This is a genomic window from Spirillospora sp. NPDC048819 (assembly GCF_040650055.1).
In the GTDB taxonomy this organism is placed as follows: Bacteria; Actinomycetota; Actinomycetes; order Streptosporangiales; family Streptosporangiaceae; genus Spirillospora.
Genome location: NZ_JBEZGN010000001.1, coordinates 109978 through 127135, shown reverse-complemented (window position 1 = coordinate 127135; position 17158 = coordinate 109978). Strand labels below are relative to the sequence as shown.

Sequence of the window (17158 nt, the reverse complement as noted above, 5' to 3'; positions counted from 1 at the left end):
TACCAGTCGGCTACACTGCCCCTTTGCGCTGCCCTCTGACTATCCGCGTGTGAGAGCACCCCTGCCGTGGTCCCTTTTGGACCCCCTTGTGCAGGTCTCGGACGTGGATCGTCTGGCGTGCGTGTCGTCAGTTATACGCCGCGAGCCCTCGGAAGGACCACTCTTGGCAGCCTCGCGCAACGCCTCGAATACCGCAACCGGTCCGAACCGCGTCTCCTTCGCGCGCATCAAGGAGCCGCTCGAAGTCCCGGACCTCCTTGCTCTGCAGACCAACTCCTTTGACTGGCTGCTGGGCAACGAGAGGTGGAAGGCCCGGGTCGAGGCGGCCCAGAAGGCCGGAAGTAAGAGCGTCCCGACCCAGTCGGGGCTGGAGGAGATCTTCGAAGAGATCAGTCCGATCGAAGACTTCTCCGGGACCATGTCCCTGTCGTTCCGCGACCACCGGTTCGAGCCGCCCAAGTACTCCGTCGAGGAGTGCAAGGACAAGGACATGACCTACTCCGCCCCCATGTTCGTCACGGCGGAGTTCATCAACAACACCACCGGTGAGATCAAGAGCCAGACGGTGTTCATGGGCGACTTCCCGCTCATGACCCCGAAGGGCACCTTCATCATCAACGGCACAGAGCGGGTGGTCGTCTCCCAGCTGGTCCGCTCGCCCGGCGTCTACTTCGACCGGGCTCTCGACAAGGCGTCCGACAAGGACATCTACGGCTGCCGGGTCATCCCGAGCCGTGGGGCCTGGCTCGAGTTCGAGATCGACAAGCGCGACAACGTCGGCGTTCGCATCGACCGCAAGCGCAAGCAGCCCGTCACCGTGCTGCTCAAGGCCCTCGGCTGGGACGAGGCGCGCATCCGTGAGCGCTTCGGCTCCTACGAGTCGATCAACGTCACCCTGGAGAAGGACCACACCTCCGGCCAAGATGATGCTCTCCTGGACATCTACCGCAAGCTGCGCCCGGGTGAGCCGCCGACGCGCGAGTCCGCGCAGACGCTGCTGGAGAACCTGTACTTCAACCCGAAGCGCTACGACGTCGCCAAGGTCGGGCGCTACAAGATCAACAAGAAGCTCGGCCTCGACCTGGACATGAACCAGGGCACGCTCACCGAGGACGACATCGTCTCCACGATCGAGTACCTCGTCCGGCTGCACGCCGGCGAGGAGGAGGCGACCCTCAGCGCGGTCCCGGTGCCGATCGAGGTCGACGACATCGACCACTTCGGCAACCGGCGCCTGCGCACCGTGGGCGAGCTGATCCAGAACCAGGTCCGCCTGGGTCTGGCCCGGATGGAGCGCGTCGTCCGCGAGCGGATGACCACCCAGGACGTCGAGGCGATCACGCCGCAGACCCTGATCAACATCCGGCCGGTCGTCGCCTCCATCAAGGAGTTCTTCGGCACCAGCCAGCTGTCGCAGTTCATGGACCAGACCAACCCGCTGGCCGGGCTGACGCACAAGCGGCGGCTGTCCGCGCTGGGTCCCGGTGGTCTGTCGCGTGAGCGGGCGGGCATGGAGGTCCGCGACGTCCACCCGTCCCACTACGGCCGCATGTGCCCGATCGAGACGCCGGAAGGCCCGAACATCGGGCTGATCGGCTCGCTCGCCGCGTACGGCCGGGTGAACCCGTTCGGGTTCGTCGAGACGCCCTACCGCCGGGTCACCGACGGCATCGTCACCGACCAGATCGACTACCTGACCGCCGACGAGGAGGACCGCTTCGTCGTCGCGCAGGCCAACTCGCTGATCAACGACGACGGCACGTTCGTCGACGACCGCGTCCTGGTCCGCCTCAAGGGCGCCGAGGTCGAACTCGTCCCCGCCCGCGAGGTCCAGTACATGGACGTCTCGGCGCGGCAGATGACCTCGGTCGCCACCGCGATGATCCCGTTCCTGGAGCACGACGACGCCAACCGCGCGCTCATGGGCTCCAACATGCAGCGCCAGTCCGTCCCGCTGCTGCGCAGCGAGGCGCCGCTGGTCGGCACCGGCATGGAGTACCGCGCCGCGACCGACGCCGGCGACGTCATCACGGCCGAGAAGGCCGGCGTCGTCGAGGAGGTCTCCGCCGACTACGTGACCGTCATGAACGACGACGGCACGCGGACGACGTACCGCGTCGCCAAGTTCAAGCGGTCCAACCAGGGCACGTGCTTCAACCAGAAGCCGATCGTCGAGGAGGGCCAGCGGGTCGAGCTCGGCCAGGTCGTCGCCGACGGTCCGTGCACCGACGACGGAGAGATGGCGCTCGGCAAGAACCTCCTCGTGGCGTTCATGCCGTGGGAGGGCCACAACTACGAGGACGCCATCATCCTCAGCCAGCGCCTGGTGCAGGACGACGTCCTCTCCTCGATCCACATCGAGGAGCACGAGGTCGACGCCCGCGACACCAAGCTGGGCCCCGAGGAGATCACCCGGGACATCCCGAACGTCTCCGAGGAGGTCCTGGCCGACCTCGACGAGCGCGGCATCATCCGCATCGGCGCCGACGTCGTCCCCGGCGACATCCTGGTCGGCAAGGTCACGCCCAAGGGCGAGACCGAGCTGACCCCGGAGGAGCGGCTGCTGCGGGCGATCTTCGGTGAGAAGGCCCGTGAGGTCCGCGACACCTCGCTGAAGGTGCCGCACGGCGAGCAGGGCAAGGTCATCGGCGTCCGGGTGTTCTCCCGCGACGAAGGCGACGAGCTCCCGCCCGGCGTGAACGAGCTGGTCCGGGTGTACGTCGCCCAGAAGCGCAAGATCACCGACGGCGACAAGCTGGCCGGACGGCACGGCAACAAGGGCGTCATCTCCAAGGTCCTCCCGGTCGAGGACATGCCGTTCATGGAGGACGGCACGCCGGTCGACATCGTCCTGAACCCGCTCGGCGTCCCCGGACGCATGAACGTGGGGCAGGTCCTGGAGACCCACCTCGGCTGGGTCGCCTCCCGCGGCTGGAAGGTCGAGGGCGACTCGGAGGACTGGCAGAAGGCCCTCAAGGCGATCGGCGCCGACGAGGCCGAGCCGTGGACGAAGACCGCCACGCCCGTGTTCGACGGCGCCCGCGAGGACGACGTCACCGGCCTGATCGCGAGCACCCTGCCCAACCGCGACGGCGACCGCATGGTCGAGCCGGGCGGCAAGGCGCGGCTGTTCGACGGCCGTACGGGCGAGCCCTACACGGACCCGATCTCGGTCGGCTACATCTACATCCTCAAGCTGCTCCACCTGGTCGACGACAAGATCCACGCGCGCTCGACCGGCCCGTACTCCATGATCACCCAGCAGCCGCTCGGCGGTAAGGCCCAGTTCGGCGGCCAGCGTTTCGGTGAGATGGAGGTGTGGGCGCTGGAGGCGTACGGCGCCGCCTACGCCCTCCAGGAGCTGCTGACCATCAAGTCCGACGACGTCCTCGGCCGCGTGAAGGTGTACGAGGCCATCGTCAAGGGCGAGAACATCCCCGAGCCCGGCATTCCCGAGTCCTTCAAGGTGCTCATCAAGGAGATGCAGTCGCTGTGCCTCAACGTCGAGGTGCTCTCCAGCGACGGCATGTCCATCGAGATGCGCGACACCGACGAGGACGTCTTCCGTGCGGCGGAGGAGCTCGGCATCGACCTGTCCCGGCGTGAGCCGAGCAGTGTCGAAGAGGTCTGATCAACTCAAGGGGAAATCTGTTGCTTGACGTCAACTTCTTCGACGAGCTACGCATCGGCCTGGCGACCGCTGACGACATCCGCCAGTGGTCGCACGGCGAGGTGAAGAAGCCGGAGACGATCAACTACCGGACCCTCAAGCCGGAGAAGGACGGGCTCTTCTGCGAGAAGATCTTCGGTCCTACCCGGGACTGGGAGTGCTACTGCGGTAAGTACAAGCGCGTCCGGTTCAAGGGCATCATCTGCGAGCGCTGCGGCGTCGAGGTGACCCGGGCCAAGGTGCGCCGTGAGCGGATGGGCCACATCGAGCTGGCCGCGCCCGTCACGCACATCTGGTACTTCAAGGGCGTCCCGTCCCGCCTCGGCTACCTGCTGGACCTGGCCCCGAAGGATCTCGAGAAGATCATCTACTTCGCGGCCTACATGATCACCAGCGTGGACGCCGAGCGGCGCGACCGCGACCTGCCGACGCTGGAGGCCCACATCTCCGTGGAGCGCCAGCAGATCGAGCAGGCCCGCGACGCGCAGGTCGAGGCCCGCCAGCAGAAGCTGGAGGGCGACCTGGCGGAGCTGGAGGAGGCCGGCGCGAAGGCCGACCAGAAGCGCAAGGTGCGCGACGGCGCCGAGCGGGAGATGAAGCAGCTGCGCGACCGCGCGCAGCGCGAGATCGACCGTCTCGACGAGGTCTGGAGCCGCTTCAAGAACCTCAAGGTCCAGGACCTGGAGGGCGACGAGCTGCTCTACCGCGAGATGCGCGACCGGTTCGGCAAGTACTTCGAGGGCGGCATGGGAGCCGCGGCCATCCAGGCCCGGCTGCAGAACTTCGACCTCGACGCCGAGGCCGAGAAGCTGCGCGACATCATCCGCACCGGCAAGGGCCAGAAGAAGGCCCGCGCCCTCAAGCGGCTGAAGGTCGTCTCCGCGTTCCTCAACACCCGCAACAGCCCGCTCGGCATGGTGCTGGACTGCATCCCGGTGATCCCGCCGGACCTGCGTCCGATGGTGCAGCTGGACGGCGGCCGTTTCGCGACGTCCGACCTGAACGACCTGTACCGCCGCGTCATCAACCGGAACAACCGGCTCAAGCGCCTGCTCGACCTGGGCGCGCCCGAGATCATCGTCAACAACGAGAAGCGGATGCTGCAGGAGGCCGTCGACGCGCTGTTCGACAACGGCCGCCGCGGCCGCCCGGTCACCGGGCCGGGCAACCGTCCGCTGAAGTCGCTGTCCGACATGCTCAAGGGCAAGCAGGGACGGTTCCGGCAGAACCTGCTGGGCAAGCGCGTCGACTACTCCGGCCGTTCGGTCATCGTCGTCGGCCCGCAGCTGAAGCTGCACCAGTGCGGCCTGCCCAAGCAGATGGCGCTGGAGCTGTTCAAGCCGTTCGTCATGAAGCGGCTCGTCGACCTCAACCACGCACAGAACATCAAGTCCGCCAAGCGGATGGTCGAGCGGGCCCGCCCGGTCGTGTGGGACGTGCTGGAAGAGGTCATCACCGAGCACCCGGTGCTGCTGAACCGGGCGCCGACCCTGCACCGTCTCGGCATCCAGGCGTTCGAGCCGCAGCTGGTCGAGGGCAAGGCCATCCAGATCCACCCGCTCGTCTGCACCGCGTTCAACGCGGACTTCGACGGCGACCAGATGGCCGTGCACCTGCCGCTGTCGGCCGAGGCGCAGGCCGAGGCGCGCATCCTGATGCTGTCGACCAACAACATCCTGAAGCCGTCGGACGGCAAGCCCGTCACCATGCCCACCCAGGACATGGTGATCGGCCTGTACTGGCTGACGACGCAGAAGGACGGGGCCGTCGGCGAAGGCCGCGCGTTCGGGTCGGCCGCCGAGGCGATCATGGCCTACGACCGGGGCGAGCTGGCCCTGCAGGCGAAGATCCAGCTGCGGCTGAAGGACATCCCGCCGCCGCGCGACTGGATCGCGCCGGAGGGCTACGAGCCGGGCCAGCCGTACCGGCTGGAGACCACGCTCGGCCGCGCGATGTTCAACGAGACGCTGCCGGACGACTTCCCGTTCGTCGACGACGAGATCAGCAAGAAGCAGCTGTCGGCGATCGTGAACGAGCTGGCGGAGACCTACCCGAAGGTCGCCGTCGCCAACGCCCTCGACGCGCTGAAGAGCACCGGGTTCCACTGGGCGACCAGGTCCGGTGTGACGATCGCGATCGACGACGTGCTCGCGCCGCCGAACAAGGCGGAGATCCTGGGCGGCTACGAGCAGCGGGCCGAGAAGGTGCAGCGGGAGTTCAACCGCGGCCTGATCACCGACGATGAGCGCAAGCAGGAGCTCATCGAGATCTGGAACAAGGCCACCGCGGACGTCGCGGTGGACATGGAGGCGGCGTTCCCGAAGGACAACCCGATCTGGATGATGATCCAGTCGGGTGCCCGCGGCAACCCGCTGCAGCTCCGCCAGATCGCCGGCATGCGCGGCCTGGTCTCCAACCCCAAGGGCGAGACCATCCCGCGTCCGATCAAGTCGTCGTTCCGCGAGGGCCTGTCGGTCGTCGAGTACTTCATCTCGACGCACGGCGCCCGCAAGGGCCTGGCCGACACCGCGCTGCGCACCGCCGACTCGGGCTACCTGACCCGGCGCCTGGTGGACGTCGCGCAGGACGTCATCGTCCGCGAGGAGGACTGCGGCACCGACCGCACGATCCCCTTCGAGGTCGCCGACAAGCTGTCCGACGGCACCCTGGTCAAGCTGGCCACCTCGGAGACGAGCCTGGTCGGCCGCACGATCGCCGAGGACGTCGTCGTCGACGGGACGGTCATCTTCCCGGCCGACACCGACCTGTCCGACGCGGTCGTGTCGCGCCTGGTCGAGGCGGGCGTGGACAAGGTCCGCACCCGCAGCGCCCTGGTCTGCGAGGCCAAGATCGGCGTCTGCGCCGCCTGCTACGGCCGTTCGCTGGCCACCGGCAAGCGGGTCGACGTCGGCGAGGCCGTCGGCATCATCGCCGCGCAGTCGATCGGCGAGCCCGGCACGCAGCTCACCATGCGGACCTTCCACACCGGTGGTGTGGCGGGCGGCGACATCACGCACGGTCTGCCGCGCGTCCAGGAGCTGTTCGAGGCCCGCATCCCCAAGGGTGTGGCCCCGATCAGCGAGGTCGCCGGCCGCGTCAAGATCGACGAGACGGAGAAGGCCCGCAAGGTCGTCGTCGTCCCGGACGACGGCTCCGACGAGATCGCCTACCCGGTGCCGATGCGGTCCCGCCTCCTGGTCAAGGAGGGCGAGGCCGTCGGCGTCGGCCAGCAGCTCATCGCGGGCGCGATCAACCCGCACGAGGTGCTGCGCATCCTCGGTCCCCGCGCCGTGCAACTCCACCTGGTCCAGGAGGTCCAGGAGGTCTACCGGTCGCAGGGCGTGTCGATCCACGACAAGCACATCGAGATCATCGTCCGCCAGATGCTGAAGCGGGTGAACATCCTCGAGTCGGGCGACACCGACCTGCTGCCCGGTGACCTGATCGAGCGGCCGATCTTCGAGGGGCGCAACCGGTCCGTCGTGGCCGAGGGCGGGGTTCCCGCCGCCGGCCGTCCCGTCCTGATGGGCATCACCAAGGCCTCGCTCGCGACCGAGTCGTGGCTGTCGGCGGCGTCCTTCCAGGAGACGACCCGGGTGCTCACCGAGGCCGCGATGCACGCCAAGAGCGACCCGCTGCTGGGCCTCAAGGAGAACGTCATCATCGGCAAGCTCATCCCGGCCGGTACCGGCATGCCGCAGTACCGCAACGTCCGGGTCGAGCCCACCGAGGAGGCCAAGGCGGCGGTGTACTCCGTCGGCTCCTACGACGACGGCGCCGAGTACGCCTTCGGCCAGGGGTCCGGCGAGGCCGTGCCGCTGGAGGAGTACGACTTCGGCCAGTACAACCGGTAAGGCACACGCAAGGCACGAAGGAAGGCCGCCGCCCGCGACACGCGGGCGGCGGCCTTCCGCCTGTTCAGCAGAAAACGATGGTGAGGCCGGCCAGATCGCCCTGGATGTCGATGGCGGTGATCCTGCTGCCGTCGACGGTGAAGCGGAACGCGACGCGCGGCTGGTCGTCCGGGGCCCACACCAGGCCGGCGGATCCGTCGATGAGGGCCATGCGCGGGGCCCAGGCGCGTCCGGCGAAGGCGCGGGCGACGGCGTCGGCGCCGCGGATCTCGGAGTCGACGGGGGTCTGCCCGGCGCCGTGGACCCCGGTCTCGACCGCCGACCGGGCGACGGTCTCATCGGGGCGAACCACGATGTCGGGGTCGAGCGTGGCCAGCAGCAGCTCGAAGTTGCCGCCGCGGGAGGCGGCCAGGAAGGCCCGGACGAGCTCGGCCTTGGTGCCCGCCTGACCGGCGCCCGCGTCGCCGCCGCCGGGACTGGCGGTGCCATTGGCACCGGCGGCCCTGTGAGGACCGGCGGCGCCGTCCGAGCCCGCGCCGCCGCCGCCGGCCGGGTTCAGGTCGGCCTGCCGGATGCGGCGGCGGGCGCGGCTGGCCAGCTTGCGGGCCGCGGCGGGAGAGCGGTCCGCGATGGTCGCGATCTCCTCGAACGGGACTCCGAAGACGTCGTGCAGCACGAACGCCAGCCGCTCGGCGGGTGTGAGCCTTTCGAGGACGACGAGCATGGCGAGGCCGACGGAATCCGCGGAGAGAGCCTCCTGCTCCGGGTCGATCGACGGGTCCGCCTCTGCCGCCTCGGCCGCCTCGATGAGATCCTCGCGGCGCGACTTCCGTGACTGGAGCATGTTCAGCGACACCCGGGCCACGACCGTCGTGAGCCAGCCGCTCAGGTTCTCCACGGCACTGGTGTCCGAGCGGCTCAGCCGGATCCAGGTCTCCTGGACGGCGTCGTCCGCCTCGGTCGGCGAGCCGAGCAGCCGATACGCCACGTTGTGCAAGCGGCGGCGATCGTTCTCGAACCGGTCGGCCAGCCAGTCGTGTTCGCTCATCTGGTCACCTCTCTTCGGTCGGTACGTACGCGGGCTGGTCGGTCGGGTTCATCGAGGTGCCGTCGGTGGGGGTCGGCGCCCGGACACCGCTGGGCGGCACGGATGACGGCTCCGGCACGGCGTTCGTTCGTCAGGTCCGTGCCGCTTCGGCCTTCCCCATCGGCTCACCGGCGGAGGCACCGCCGTCTCCGGCGGGAGCGCCGGCTTCGGACGGGGGCAGCGGGCCGCCGCGCAGGATCGTGCTGCAGATGACGGCGCCGGCCGCGAAGATCCCGGCGCACCACCAGAACACCGTGGTGTAGCCGTCGATCGCCGCGAGCTCGATCAGTTCCGGACCGGGCTTCCCCCGAGCGTTGCTCTCCAGGTAGTCGGTGACGGCGCTGGCCGCGATCGTGTTGAGCAGCGCGGTGCCGATCGCGCCGCCGAGCTGCTGCCCGATCTGGAGCGTCGCCGAGGCGACGCCCGCGTCCTCCGCCCCCACGCCATGGGTGCCGGTCTGGAGCCCCGCGGCGAACAGCAGCCCCATGCCCAGGCCGGCGACCATGGTCGGTCCGAGCAGGGCCGCCGCGTAGCCCGAGTCCACGCCGATCCCGGTCAGCCAGGCCGCGCCCGCCGCGCTGAACGCCAGGCCGGCGAAGACCAGCGGCCTCGGGCCGTACCGCGGCATCAGCCGGACGTTGCCCACGTTGGCGCCCACGCCGGTGAACACCACCATCGGCAGCAGGGCCACGCCGGAGGTGATCGCCGAGTACCCCAGGGTGGTCTGCATGTAGTAGACGAGGAACAGGAAGATGCCGAACACCCCGCCCCCGACGATCAGCATGGTGAGGTAGCCGCCGCCGCGGGTGCGGTCGAGGATGACGCGGGGCGGCAGCAGCGGCTGCGCGGCGCGCGTCTGCCAGAAGCCGAAGACGGCCAGCAGCGCCGCGCCGGCTGCGAGGAAGCCCCACGTCGACGGCGTGCCCCAGCTCTCCTCCGCGGCGTTGGAGAAGCCGTAGACGACGCAGAACATGCCGCCCGACACCATCAGCACGCCGGGGATGTCCAGCCGGACACCCGGCCTGCGCTTGCCGCCCATCGGTAGCGCGGCGCCGAGCAGCGCCAACGCGGCGAAGGCCACGTTGATGTACATGCACCACCGCCAGGACAGCGCGGAGGTCAGCGCACCGCCGACGATCAGCCCCACGCCCGCGCCGCTGGCCGCGACCGCGCCGAAGGCGCCGAACGCCTTGCCTCGCTCCTTCGGGTCGGTGAACGTCGTGGCCAGCAGCGACAGGGCGGCCGGCGCCAGCAGCGCGGCGAAGACCCCCTGACCGGCGCGCGCCGCCACCAGCATCTCGAAGGTGGTCGCGGCGCCGCCGACGGCGGAGGCGCCGGCGAAGCCGGCCACACCGACGAGGAAGGTCACCTTGTTGCCGATCAGGTCGGCGAGCCGCCCGCAGAACAGCAGCAGGCTCCCGAACGCCAGCAGGTAGGCGGTCAGGATCCACTGCCGGTCGGCGTCGCTGAAGCCCAGGTCCTCCTGCGCCGGAGGCAGCGCGAGGTTCATCACCGTCGCATCGAGGACGACCATGAGCTGGGCGGTGCAGATGACGGCGAGGATCAGCCATCGCTTCGGATCCGCGCTCGCCGTTCTGGACCCTTCCGAACCCGGCCCGCCCGCCGGGTCCGCGCTCTCCATTGCCATGCTCATCTCCTTGTGTTTTCGAGGGATATGGGGAGTCACCCTTATGACCGGCACGGCGGACGCCGTGTGACCGGGGAGCCGGATCGGGGGGACGCGTCCGCCACGCCGATCAGGCTCCGCTGACCTGCGGCTGCCTCCATACCTGGGTGACCAGGGCGGTGCCGATGCCCATGAGCGCGACGCCGAGCGGGACATGGACGGCGGTCTCGCCGCTGTTTCCCAGGGCCATCTGGGCGCCGGTGAGAACGGCGGCCACCAGGCTGCCGGCCAGGGGACGGGCCGATCCGCCGCCGCGCCGCACCAGAAGCGCGGCGACAATGGTGACGAGCAGGGCGACGATGACGACACCGGTGGTGCCCCGGTGCATTTCGAGGCCGTTCTCGGCGCCGTCCAGGAGCTGGCCCGCGGTGATGCCCTGGACCAGCATGGCGGTCGCGAGGAAGGCCGCTGACGCCTTCAACAGCCCGTAGAAGCGAGGCGGGGCCGACGCGGCATCGCGGCGAAGTACATCGATGACTTGGCTGTGCACCTGGAGTCCGCAGCACGCGGACGGCGGCCCTCCGCACGTCCCGAACCACTGGAGCGCTAACCTGGCCGTTTAGTCGCTTTCTTGACCTTTGAAGGCGTTTTGTCGCCACATGCCCCGGGGACGATGAGGTCCGTTGGCTGATGTGCACGACGGGGGAGAAAGCATATGAAGAGGGTCATGACCGGCGCCTTGATCGCCGCGGTCGTCGGGATCACCGGTACGGGCAGCGCCATCGCCGCCCAGCCGTCCGACCGGCCGGCACGCCAGGACTGCCGCACCTACTCCAGCGTCACCGAGTGCGGCGAGCCCCAGCTCAATGAGAAGCAGCGGGCGTGCGTGACGGCGGCGACCCAGCAGGGCATGACCGAACGCCGCGCCAAGGTGGAGTGCCGCGCCTTCGCCTGACACGCCGCGCACCCGAAGGGCCCGTCCCACCCGGACGGGCCCTTCGGCGTCGTTCCACGCGTCGGCGCTGGTGCGTCAGTCGTCGTCGGGGTTGCGGACGATGTGCGGGACGCCGACGGGGTTGCTGATCCAGTGGGCGTTCATTCCGGAGGGGAGCGGCTCCAGCTCGTCCTGGACGCCGATGCCGTGCGCGGCCAGGTGCGCGGTGGCACGGTCGACGTCGTCGGTGAACAGCTCCAGCCAAAGGTCGGGGTGCGCGTAGTTGTCGACCCGGTCGAACCACAGGGTCACCGGTCCGAACTGCACAGAGGCGCTCTCGGCCACGCCGCCGGCGATGGCTTGGCCGGCATGGTCGGTCACCTCCATGCCGAGGACGTCGCGGTAGAAGGCGACAGTGCGGTCGAACTGAGCCTTGGGAAGCTTCATGGCGATGTTGTGGCCGCCGCGGAACATGGGGTTCAAGCTTCATTCCTCCTGGGTCTGGTCGAGATGGTCACGCAGGCGGTCCAAGGGGCCGTCCCAGTCCCGCGTGAGCGCGGCCAGGAACGACTGGGCCACGGAGACCGGCCCGGTCTGCAGGCGGTAGCGAATCCGGCGCCGCTCGCCGGCCTCGGCCCGGACAAGCCCGGCGTCGGTCAGCAGACGGAGGTGTTTGGCGATTGCCTGCCGCGAGATGGGCAGCCGGTCGGCCAGATCGGTCGCCGTCGCGGGTCCGTGCGAGGCGAGCTCGGCGAGGATGCCGCGCCGGGTCGGGTCCGCCAGGGCGGTGAACACCGCCTGGGCGATCGCCTCGGCATCGGGTTGATCAGGCCGCGGCATCGAGGTACTCGGCCAGTTCGGGCAGCTTCGTCCGCCACCCCGTCACGTTGCCCTCGTAGGCGGCGGTGAGCTCGTCGGGCAGCTGGGCGAAGCCGGTCTCCACGACCGTGACCCGAGTGCCGGTGGCCGTCGGCTCCAGCGTGAACTCCACGTAGGTCCGGCGCGGATCGCTCGGCGGCAGTCCCTCGATCGCCCATGTGTAGGCGAACAGGCGGGGTGGCTCCACGACCTGGATGTACAGGGTGCTTTCCTCGTCCTGCTCCCACCGCACACGGGCCTGGCCGCCGGGGCGCAGGTCGTCGATCTCGGCACTGGACCCGAACCAGCCACCCAGACCTTCGGGCGTGGTCAGAGCAGCCCACACCTTCTCGGGAGGGTGGCGAAGTTCGAGCACGCGCTCGATGCGATCCGGTACGGGCACCCTGACCTCCAAGCAACGCAACCAATTGGTTGCAACATATATTGCAACCACTCAGTTGCGCAACTCGCCTCACCAGGTGGCCGGGTACATGCGGTGCTTGAGGAGATCGCCGACCACCTCGCCCGCCGACTTCGCGTCGCCGCACGGTGCCAGATAGCCGCGCCGTCCACGCGAAGCCTCGTGATATCCCCAGGTGCCGCCCGGAGTGGCCAGCACGCTCACCACGATCCCGACGTCCTCGGCCCCGTTCGCGTAAACCCGCAGGAGCGGCACAGGGACGGGGCGGTAGAGCTTGATGAACCGCCACCCCTGCGGCCGCAGCGCCACCGCAAGCGTGTCCAGATACCGGACGGCGGTCTTCCGCCCCATGCGCGTCCGCCAGTGCAACGCGCCTCGCTCCAGACGCGCGCTCAGCACCTCGCCCACGTGACCTTCCCTCCTTCCAGCAGCGGCCGGGTGCCCCACTCCACGGCCAGTTGCGACACCATCAACAGCCCGCGCCCGTTCGTGGCCGCGGCATCCTCCGGCTGAACCACCGGCCGCCCGTCCCCGCCGTCCCACGCCTCGATCACGGGACGTCCGTCACGCTCGTCCAGCAGCACCCGGACGACGATCGGCCCGGCCCCGTGCACCACCGAGTTCGTGACGAGTTCGGAGACGATGACCCGCGCGTCCGAGTCGTCCGCGATCCCCCACTTCCGGAACCATTCGGCGACGAACGCCCGCGCCAACGCCGGCGCCCTGCCGGACGGTTCGAGGACGAGCGTCGGCGCCTCGGGCGCAACGGCTGTCAGAGGCATCAGGGCACCACCTTTTGGCTGAGTCGTGAACATCCAGCCACAGTCAGCCACAATAGAAGTACTCTGCGTTACCAAGCGCAGGTCATGTGTGGCAAGTCAGGCTCCGTGCGCCCCCGTCACTTGGGTGTTGGTTGGGCGCCCTTTACGAGGGAGGATGAGGACATGGCTCCACAGCGGAAGCGCGGGACGGTCTCGCCGACGCTGCTGGCGTTCGGACGCCGCTTCCGGCGACTCCGGGAGGCCAAGGGCTGGACGCAGGAAGCCGTCGCCCGCCGCGCGAACGGCGGCATGGGAGTGAAGCCGCAGTACATCGGGGCCGTCGAGAACGGCCGCACGCGCTGCACGCGCGAGTTCGCGGAAACGATGGACCACGCCCTCGACGCGAACGGCGAACTCCTCTACCTCTACGACGACCTGGTGAAGGACGCCACATTCCCCACCTGGTTCGACTGGCACACCGTCGAACCAGAGGCCGACATGCTGGAGTCGTACCAACCCCTCCTGGTGCACGGACTGCTCCAGACCCCGGCCTACGCGTCCGCAATTCTCAAGGGCGACAAGGATGCCGTAGAAGCTCGGCTGAACCGTCAGAGCATCCTCACCAGGGAGAACCCGCCGCCGCCTGACTTCGCGCTCCTCCAGGACGAGGTATCCCTCCACCGGCTCACCGGCAGCCCGGAAATCATGAAGGAACAGCTGGAGCATCTGCTCTACACGGCGGAGCGAGGCGCGGTGACCCTCCAGGTCGTCCCGAGCCGAGGCGAACACGTCGGCAACAGCGGCGCGTTCAATATCGCTACCCTGGCTGACCGGACCGAGATCGCCTACGCGGACATGGCGGCGCGTGGGCTCACCATGAGCGATCCGGAAGACATCGCGACCCTCAACAAGACCCTGATGGCCGTCCGATCGCTGGCCCTGCCTATGGACCAGTCCCTTGAAATGATTCGCAAGGTGGTACAGGAGAAATGGACCTGACTAAGGCCGCATGGCGTAAGTCCAGCTACACCACTGCCAATGGGGGTGACTGCGTGGAACTGACCTCGGTTCCCGGCACGGTCGCCGTCCGCGATAGCAAGGATCCGGATGGGCCGAAGCTGCTGGTGGCTCGGCATGCGTTCGCGGTGCTGCTGTCCGACCTGAAGCAGTAGCTCGTCTCGCCGAGCGTCAACTCTGGATGGTGAAGAGATGGATCTAGCCAGAACCGTGTGGCGTAAGTCGAGTTACACCCTGCTAATGGGGGTGACTGCGTGGAGCTGGCCTCGGTTCCCGGCACGGTCGCCGTTCGCGACAGCAAGGATCCGGATGGGCCAAAGCTGCTCGTGACCCGGCGTGCCTTCGCGGTGCTGCTGTCCCAGGTCAAGCGGTAGCCCGCGTCCCGGCGTGGGTCACCAGATCGCCGCCGCGCTGGAACCGTTCGGCAGGTGGACCTGGCGCGGCCCGTCTCAAACGACCACCCCGGCCCCCGAATGGACAGCCCGATGGCACTGATCGCCCGGCACGGCCCCGCGTGGACTTTTATCGACTACCACCAGTTCTTCCTCATGGAGCCGGACCAAGAGGACTTCATAGCCGACGAGGCTGGTCAGCTCGTCTCCGCTACCGGTGAATCGGTCATCGTGCACACCGGAATCGCCACGGGTCGCGTTGCGGTGCGCATCGAGATCCACGACGCCGAGCCGGCCTTGGGCGAGGCGGAGTGGGAGGAAGTCGCCGAAGTCGGCGTGCAGGTGGAGACGGGTCCGCTCATCGTGCGCTGTCTTATGGAGTATCCGCCGGATCTGCCGGAACTCACTCCTGCCGGTCCGGGTCCCTACCGGGTCCGCGCACACGCCCGCGGCCGCGATATCGCATACGACCTTGGCGTATCGGAATCACAGGAGGTCTACCTCTTCCAGATCTGGCCGGCTCCGTACGGGCCTTTGCGCGTGCTCAAGCAGACCGACCTGTGCGGCAGAGGTCTGCGCCTGCCCGTTGACTCCCCCCGACGCACCGACTGAACACGAGAGGCCGGAGGCGCGCTTAGCCGCCTTCGCTTGGGCGGTGGGCTCGGTCACTCCTGCTCGGACTGGCGGGCTCGTAGGGCTCTCACCTTGTGGAGGTTGCCGCAGTGCTCCATGGAGCACCAGCGGCGGCGGCCGGGGCGTGAGGTGTCGACGTAGACGAGCCGGCAGTTGTCGCCGGCGCAGGTGCGGATGCGGTGGGCGAACGGGCCGGAAAGCAGGTCGATGGCGTCCCGTGCGACGGTGGCCAGCAGGTGCGTGCCCTTGGGGGTTCCGGCCCACTGTCGCTCCCCGGTCGGCGCGATGGCGGGAGCCAGGGCCGGACGGGCGGCGGCCTTGTTGAGGGTTCCCAGGTCATCGGGCGGGTACGGGTCGCCGTGCAGGTGAGCGATGACCACCCGGAGCAGTGCGTCGCGCAGGTTCCGCGCGTTGGTCACTTCGGCTTTTGAGATCTGCAGTGCGGGTGTCGGGGTCAGCCGCGACCGGTCCGCCCAAGCGGCCAGGTCGGCGGGCTCATGCAGGACCTCGTACCGGCGGTAGGGGCCGGGGCCGCCGGTGGGCAGCAGTTCCAGGCACAGCGCGCCGGGGTCGAACCTGTAGGTGACGCCGCTGCGGGCGCGCAGCGTCAGTCCCGTGGTTGCGGAGGGGGCCATGTAACTAATATAACTGGTTACATGGCCTTGGGATGGAAGCTTGTCATCGACAGCACGGACGCGTCCACGCTCGCGGACTTCTGGGCCGAGGCCCTGGGCTACGAGGTGGAGGATCCCAGCGCGCTGGTCGGGCGGCTGCTGGCCGCCGGCCAGATCGGCGAGGACGCGGTCGTCGAGCATCGCGGGCGCAAGACCTTCCGCGGCTATGCCGCGATCCGCCACCCCGAGGACCCGTTCGACGAGGTCAGCGGTGTCGGCCGTGGCCGGCGGCTCCTCTTTCAGGACGTGCCCGAGGGCAAGTCCGGCAAGAATCGCCTGCACATCGACGTCCACAGCGAGCCGGGCGGCCTCGACGCGCTGGTCACCCGGCTGCGGGAGCTGGGGGCGACCCCCGTCCGCGAGGTCGACCAGGGGCCCGCCGGACACTGGTGGGTCATGCAGGACCCCGAAGGCAACGAGTTCTGCGCCGCGTAGGTCACGCTCGGCCGAGGACGGTGGTGAGCGTTGAACCGCGGTTCGTCGGGTTGGGCGGGACTGCGCTCGAAGTCGTCCCGCCCAACCTGCCGTGGATCGGCGGTCAGCCCCACTGGCCGGGCACGTAGTCGCCGGCCGGGAGCTGGGTGATGACGTTCACCCGGTTGTAGGCGTTGATGAGGGCGATGACGGACACCAGGGCGGCGAGCTGGTCGTCGTCGTAGTGCTTGGCGGCGTTCGCCCAGGCCTCGTCGGTGACACCGCCGGCGGCGTCGGCGGTCCGGGTGCCCTGCTCGGCCAGTTCCAGGGCGGCGCGCTCGGCGTCGGTGAAGACCGTCGCCTCCCGCCACGCCGCGACGAGGTTGAGTCGCAGCGAGGTCTCCCCGGCTTCCGCGGCGTCCTTGGTGTGCATGTCGATGCAGTAGGCGCAGCCGTTGATCTGGCTGGCGCGGATCTTCACCAGCTCCTGCGTCGCGACCGGCAGGGACGATTCGGCCAGGACCCGGCCCGCCGCGTTGATGTGCTTCAGGATCTTCGGGCCGACGGTGCTGCCGAGGTAGTTCAAACGGGCTTCCATGGTGGCCTCCTTGCCGTTCGTGCGCTTACATCCCCAAGACCGAGCGGCCCGGGTCGAATGTGACGTCGGGACGACGTGATCTGGGTCTCGCCGCGGTCGTGGCCGCATGAGCCCGGCAACCCAGGCTATGGACATACATACGGTATGTATGTTCTTCTTGACGGGCTCGGAACGCGGGCCCGCCGCACGTGTTTCCTGGGCACCGTCGCCAAGGCCGC

18 protein-coding genes are annotated in these 17158 nt (G+C 69.0%); 8 read left to right on the top strand and 10 right to left on the bottom strand.

Annotated features, from left to right (window positions below; genetic code table 11):
• The first annotated feature begins 163 nt into the window (after window positions 1-163).
• Both rpoB and AB0C35_RS00650 read left to right on the top strand, forming a co-directional pair.
• Entirely contained in the window at window positions 164-3631 is a 3468-nt protein-coding gene (gene rpoB, locus AB0C35_RS00655) for a DNA-directed RNA polymerase subunit beta (protein WP_358448945.1), read from the top strand.
• A 20-nt stretch (window positions 3632-3651) separates the two neighbouring features.
• Window positions 3652-7524: a DNA-directed RNA polymerase subunit beta' gene (locus AB0C35_RS00650; RefSeq protein ID WP_358448943.1), complete on the top strand. Its 3873-nt coding sequence runs from the start codon at window positions 3652-3654 to the stop codon at window positions 7522-7524.
• 64 nt (window positions 7525-7588) lie between these two features.
• Here AB0C35_RS00650 and AB0C35_RS00645 read toward each other — a convergent pair whose 3' ends face one another.
• The 3 genes from AB0C35_RS00645 to AB0C35_RS00635 all read right to left on the bottom strand — a co-directional run bounded on the left by AB0C35_RS00645 (window position 7589) and on the right by AB0C35_RS00635 (window position 10788).
• Complete coding sequence (locus AB0C35_RS00645) at window positions 7589-8572, bottom strand: sigma-70 family RNA polymerase sigma factor (RefSeq protein ID WP_358448941.1); 984 nt, start codon at window positions 8570-8572, stop codon at window positions 7589-7591.
• A 130-nt stretch (window positions 8573-8702) separates the two neighbouring features.
• Complete coding sequence (locus tag AB0C35_RS00640) at window positions 8703-10259, bottom strand: MFS transporter (protein ID WP_358448939.1); 1557 nt, start codon at window positions 10257-10259, stop codon at window positions 8703-8705.
• A 109-nt stretch (window positions 10260-10368) separates the two neighbouring features.
• Window positions 10369-10788: a hypothetical protein gene (locus AB0C35_RS00635; protein ID WP_358448937.1), complete on the bottom strand. Its 420-nt coding sequence runs from the start codon at window positions 10786-10788 to the stop codon at window positions 10369-10371.
• A gap of 177 nt (window positions 10789-10965) precedes the next feature.
• On the opposite strand from AB0C35_RS00635, the gene AB0C35_RS00630 reads away from it, so the two are divergent.
• Window positions 10966-11193, top strand: coding sequence for a hypothetical protein (locus AB0C35_RS00630; RefSeq protein ID WP_358448935.1), 228 nt, complete (start codon window positions 10966-10968; stop codon window positions 11191-11193).
• A gap of 75 nt (window positions 11194-11268) precedes the next feature.
• On the opposite strand, the gene AB0C35_RS00625 is transcribed toward AB0C35_RS00630, so the two are convergent.
• The 5 genes from AB0C35_RS00625 to AB0C35_RS00605 form a co-directional block, all read right to left on the bottom strand.
• Complete coding sequence (locus AB0C35_RS00625) at window positions 11269-11646, bottom strand: VOC family protein (RefSeq protein ID WP_358449831.1); 378 nt, start codon at window positions 11644-11646, stop codon at window positions 11269-11271.
• Between the two features lie 12 nt (window positions 11647-11658).
• Window positions 11659-12012 (bottom strand): metalloregulator ArsR/SmtB family transcription factor, encoded by a 354-nt coding sequence (locus AB0C35_RS00620; RefSeq protein ID WP_358448933.1) that lies wholly within the window; start codon window positions 12010-12012, stop codon window positions 11659-11661.
• On the bottom strand, window positions 11999-12433 hold the full coding sequence (locus tag AB0C35_RS00615) for an SRPBCC domain-containing protein (protein WP_358448931.1): 435 nt from the start codon (window positions 12431-12433) through the stop codon (window positions 11999-12001). Before AB0C35_RS00615 ends, AB0C35_RS00620 begins: the two co-directional genes overlap by 14 nt.
• A gap of 69 nt (window positions 12434-12502) precedes the next feature.
• Window positions 12503-12859 (bottom strand): hypothetical protein, encoded by a 357-nt coding sequence (locus AB0C35_RS00610; protein ID WP_358448928.1) that lies wholly within the window; start codon window positions 12857-12859, stop codon window positions 12503-12505.
• On the bottom strand, window positions 12844-13233 hold the full coding sequence (locus tag AB0C35_RS00605) for an ATP-binding protein (RefSeq protein WP_358448926.1): 390 nt from the start codon (window positions 13231-13233) through the stop codon (window positions 12844-12846). The genes AB0C35_RS00610 and AB0C35_RS00605 overlap by 16 nt, the downstream gene beginning before the upstream one ends.
• Window positions 13234-13395: 162 nt before the next feature.
• On the opposite strand from AB0C35_RS00605, the gene AB0C35_RS00600 reads away from it, so the two are divergent.
• From AB0C35_RS00600 to AB0C35_RS00585, 4 genes are all read left to right on the top strand, one after another.
• Window positions 13396-14211 (top strand): helix-turn-helix transcriptional regulator, encoded by an 816-nt coding sequence (locus AB0C35_RS00600; protein ID WP_358448924.1) that lies wholly within the window; start codon window positions 13396-13398, stop codon window positions 14209-14211.
• A complete protein-coding gene (locus AB0C35_RS00595; protein ID WP_358448922.1) occupies window positions 14202-14384 on the top strand; it encodes a DUF397 domain-containing protein in 183 nt (60 codons plus the stop codon). Before AB0C35_RS00600 ends, AB0C35_RS00595 begins: the two co-directional genes overlap by 10 nt.
• Before the next feature lie 99 nt (window positions 14385-14483).
• Window positions 14484-14603 carry a DUF397 domain-containing protein gene (locus AB0C35_RS00590; protein ID WP_358448920.1) on the top strand — a complete coding sequence of 40 codons (120 nt, stop codon included), beginning with the start codon at window positions 14484-14486 and terminating at the stop codon, window positions 14601-14603.
• Window positions 14604-14714: 111 nt separating this feature from the next.
• A complete protein-coding gene (locus AB0C35_RS00585; RefSeq protein ID WP_358448918.1) occupies window positions 14715-15233 on the top strand; it encodes a hypothetical protein in 519 nt (172 codons plus the stop codon).
• Window positions 15234-15286: 53 nt separating this feature from the next.
• Here AB0C35_RS00585 and AB0C35_RS00580 read toward each other — a convergent pair whose 3' ends face one another.
• Window positions 15287-15889: an ABATE domain-containing protein gene (locus AB0C35_RS00580; RefSeq protein WP_358448916.1), complete on the bottom strand. Its 603-nt coding sequence runs from the start codon at window positions 15887-15889 to the stop codon at window positions 15287-15289.
• A gap of 21 nt (window positions 15890-15910) precedes the next feature.
• Here AB0C35_RS00580 and AB0C35_RS00575 point away from each other — a divergent pair, with 21 nt between their 5' ends.
• Entirely contained in the window at window positions 15911-16363 is a 453-nt protein-coding gene (locus AB0C35_RS00575) for a VOC family protein (protein ID WP_358448914.1), read from the top strand.
• Window positions 16364-16466: 103 nt separating this feature from the next.
• On the opposite strand, the gene AB0C35_RS00570 is transcribed toward AB0C35_RS00575, so the two are convergent.
• On the bottom strand, window positions 16467-16940 hold the full coding sequence (locus AB0C35_RS00570; RefSeq protein ID WP_358448912.1) for a carboxymuconolactone decarboxylase family protein: 474 nt from the start codon (window positions 16938-16940) through the stop codon (window positions 16467-16469).
• Window positions 16941-17158: the final 218 nt, after the last annotated feature.

What these genes read in the sequence shown, in the direction of transcription:
- AB0C35_RS00645 (WP_358448941.1), bottom strand. Translation starts at nt 8,572, where the DNA reads ATGAGCGAACACGACTGGCTGGCCGACCGGTTCGAGAACGATCGCCGC.
- AB0C35_RS00640 (WP_358448939.1), bottom strand. Translation starts at nt 10,259, where the DNA reads ATGGCAATGGAGAGCGCGGACCCGGCGGGCGGGCCGGGTTCGGAAGGG.
- AB0C35_RS00630 (WP_358448935.1), top strand. Translation starts at nt 10,966, where the DNA reads ATGACCGGCGCCTTGATCGCCGCGGTCGTCGGGATCACCGGTACGGGC.
- AB0C35_RS00625 (WP_358449831.1), bottom strand. Translation starts at nt 11,646, where the DNA reads ATGTTCCGCGGCGGCCACAACATCGCCATGAAGCTTCCCAAGGCTCAG.
- AB0C35_RS00620 (WP_358448933.1), bottom strand. Translation starts at nt 12,012, where the DNA reads ATGCCGCGGCCTGATCAACCCGATGCCGAGGCGATCGCCCAGGCGGTG.
- AB0C35_RS00605 (WP_358448926.1), bottom strand. Translation starts at nt 13,233, where the DNA reads ATGCCTCTGACAGCCGTTGCGCCCGAGGCGCCGACGCTCGTCCTCGAA.
- AB0C35_RS00600 (WP_358448924.1), top strand. Translation starts at nt 13,396, where the DNA reads ATGGCTCCACAGCGGAAGCGCGGGACGGTCTCGCCGACGCTGCTGGCG.
- AB0C35_RS00595 (WP_358448922.1), top strand. Translation starts at nt 14,202, where the DNA reads ATGGACCTGACTAAGGCCGCATGGCGTAAGTCCAGCTACACCACTGCC.
- AB0C35_RS00585 (WP_358448918.1), top strand. Translation starts at nt 14,715, where the DNA reads ATGGCACTGATCGCCCGGCACGGCCCCGCGTGGACTTTTATCGACTAC.
- AB0C35_RS00580 (WP_358448916.1), bottom strand. Translation starts at nt 15,889, where the DNA reads ATGGCCCCCTCCGCAACCACGGGACTGACGCTGCGCGCCCGCAGCGGC.
- AB0C35_RS00575 (WP_358448914.1), top strand. Translation starts at nt 15,911, where the DNA reads ATGGCCTTGGGATGGAAGCTTGTCATCGACAGCACGGACGCGTCCACG.
- AB0C35_RS00570 (WP_358448912.1), bottom strand. Translation starts at nt 16,940, where the DNA reads ATGGAAGCCCGTTTGAACTACCTCGGCAGCACCGTCGGCCCGAAGATC.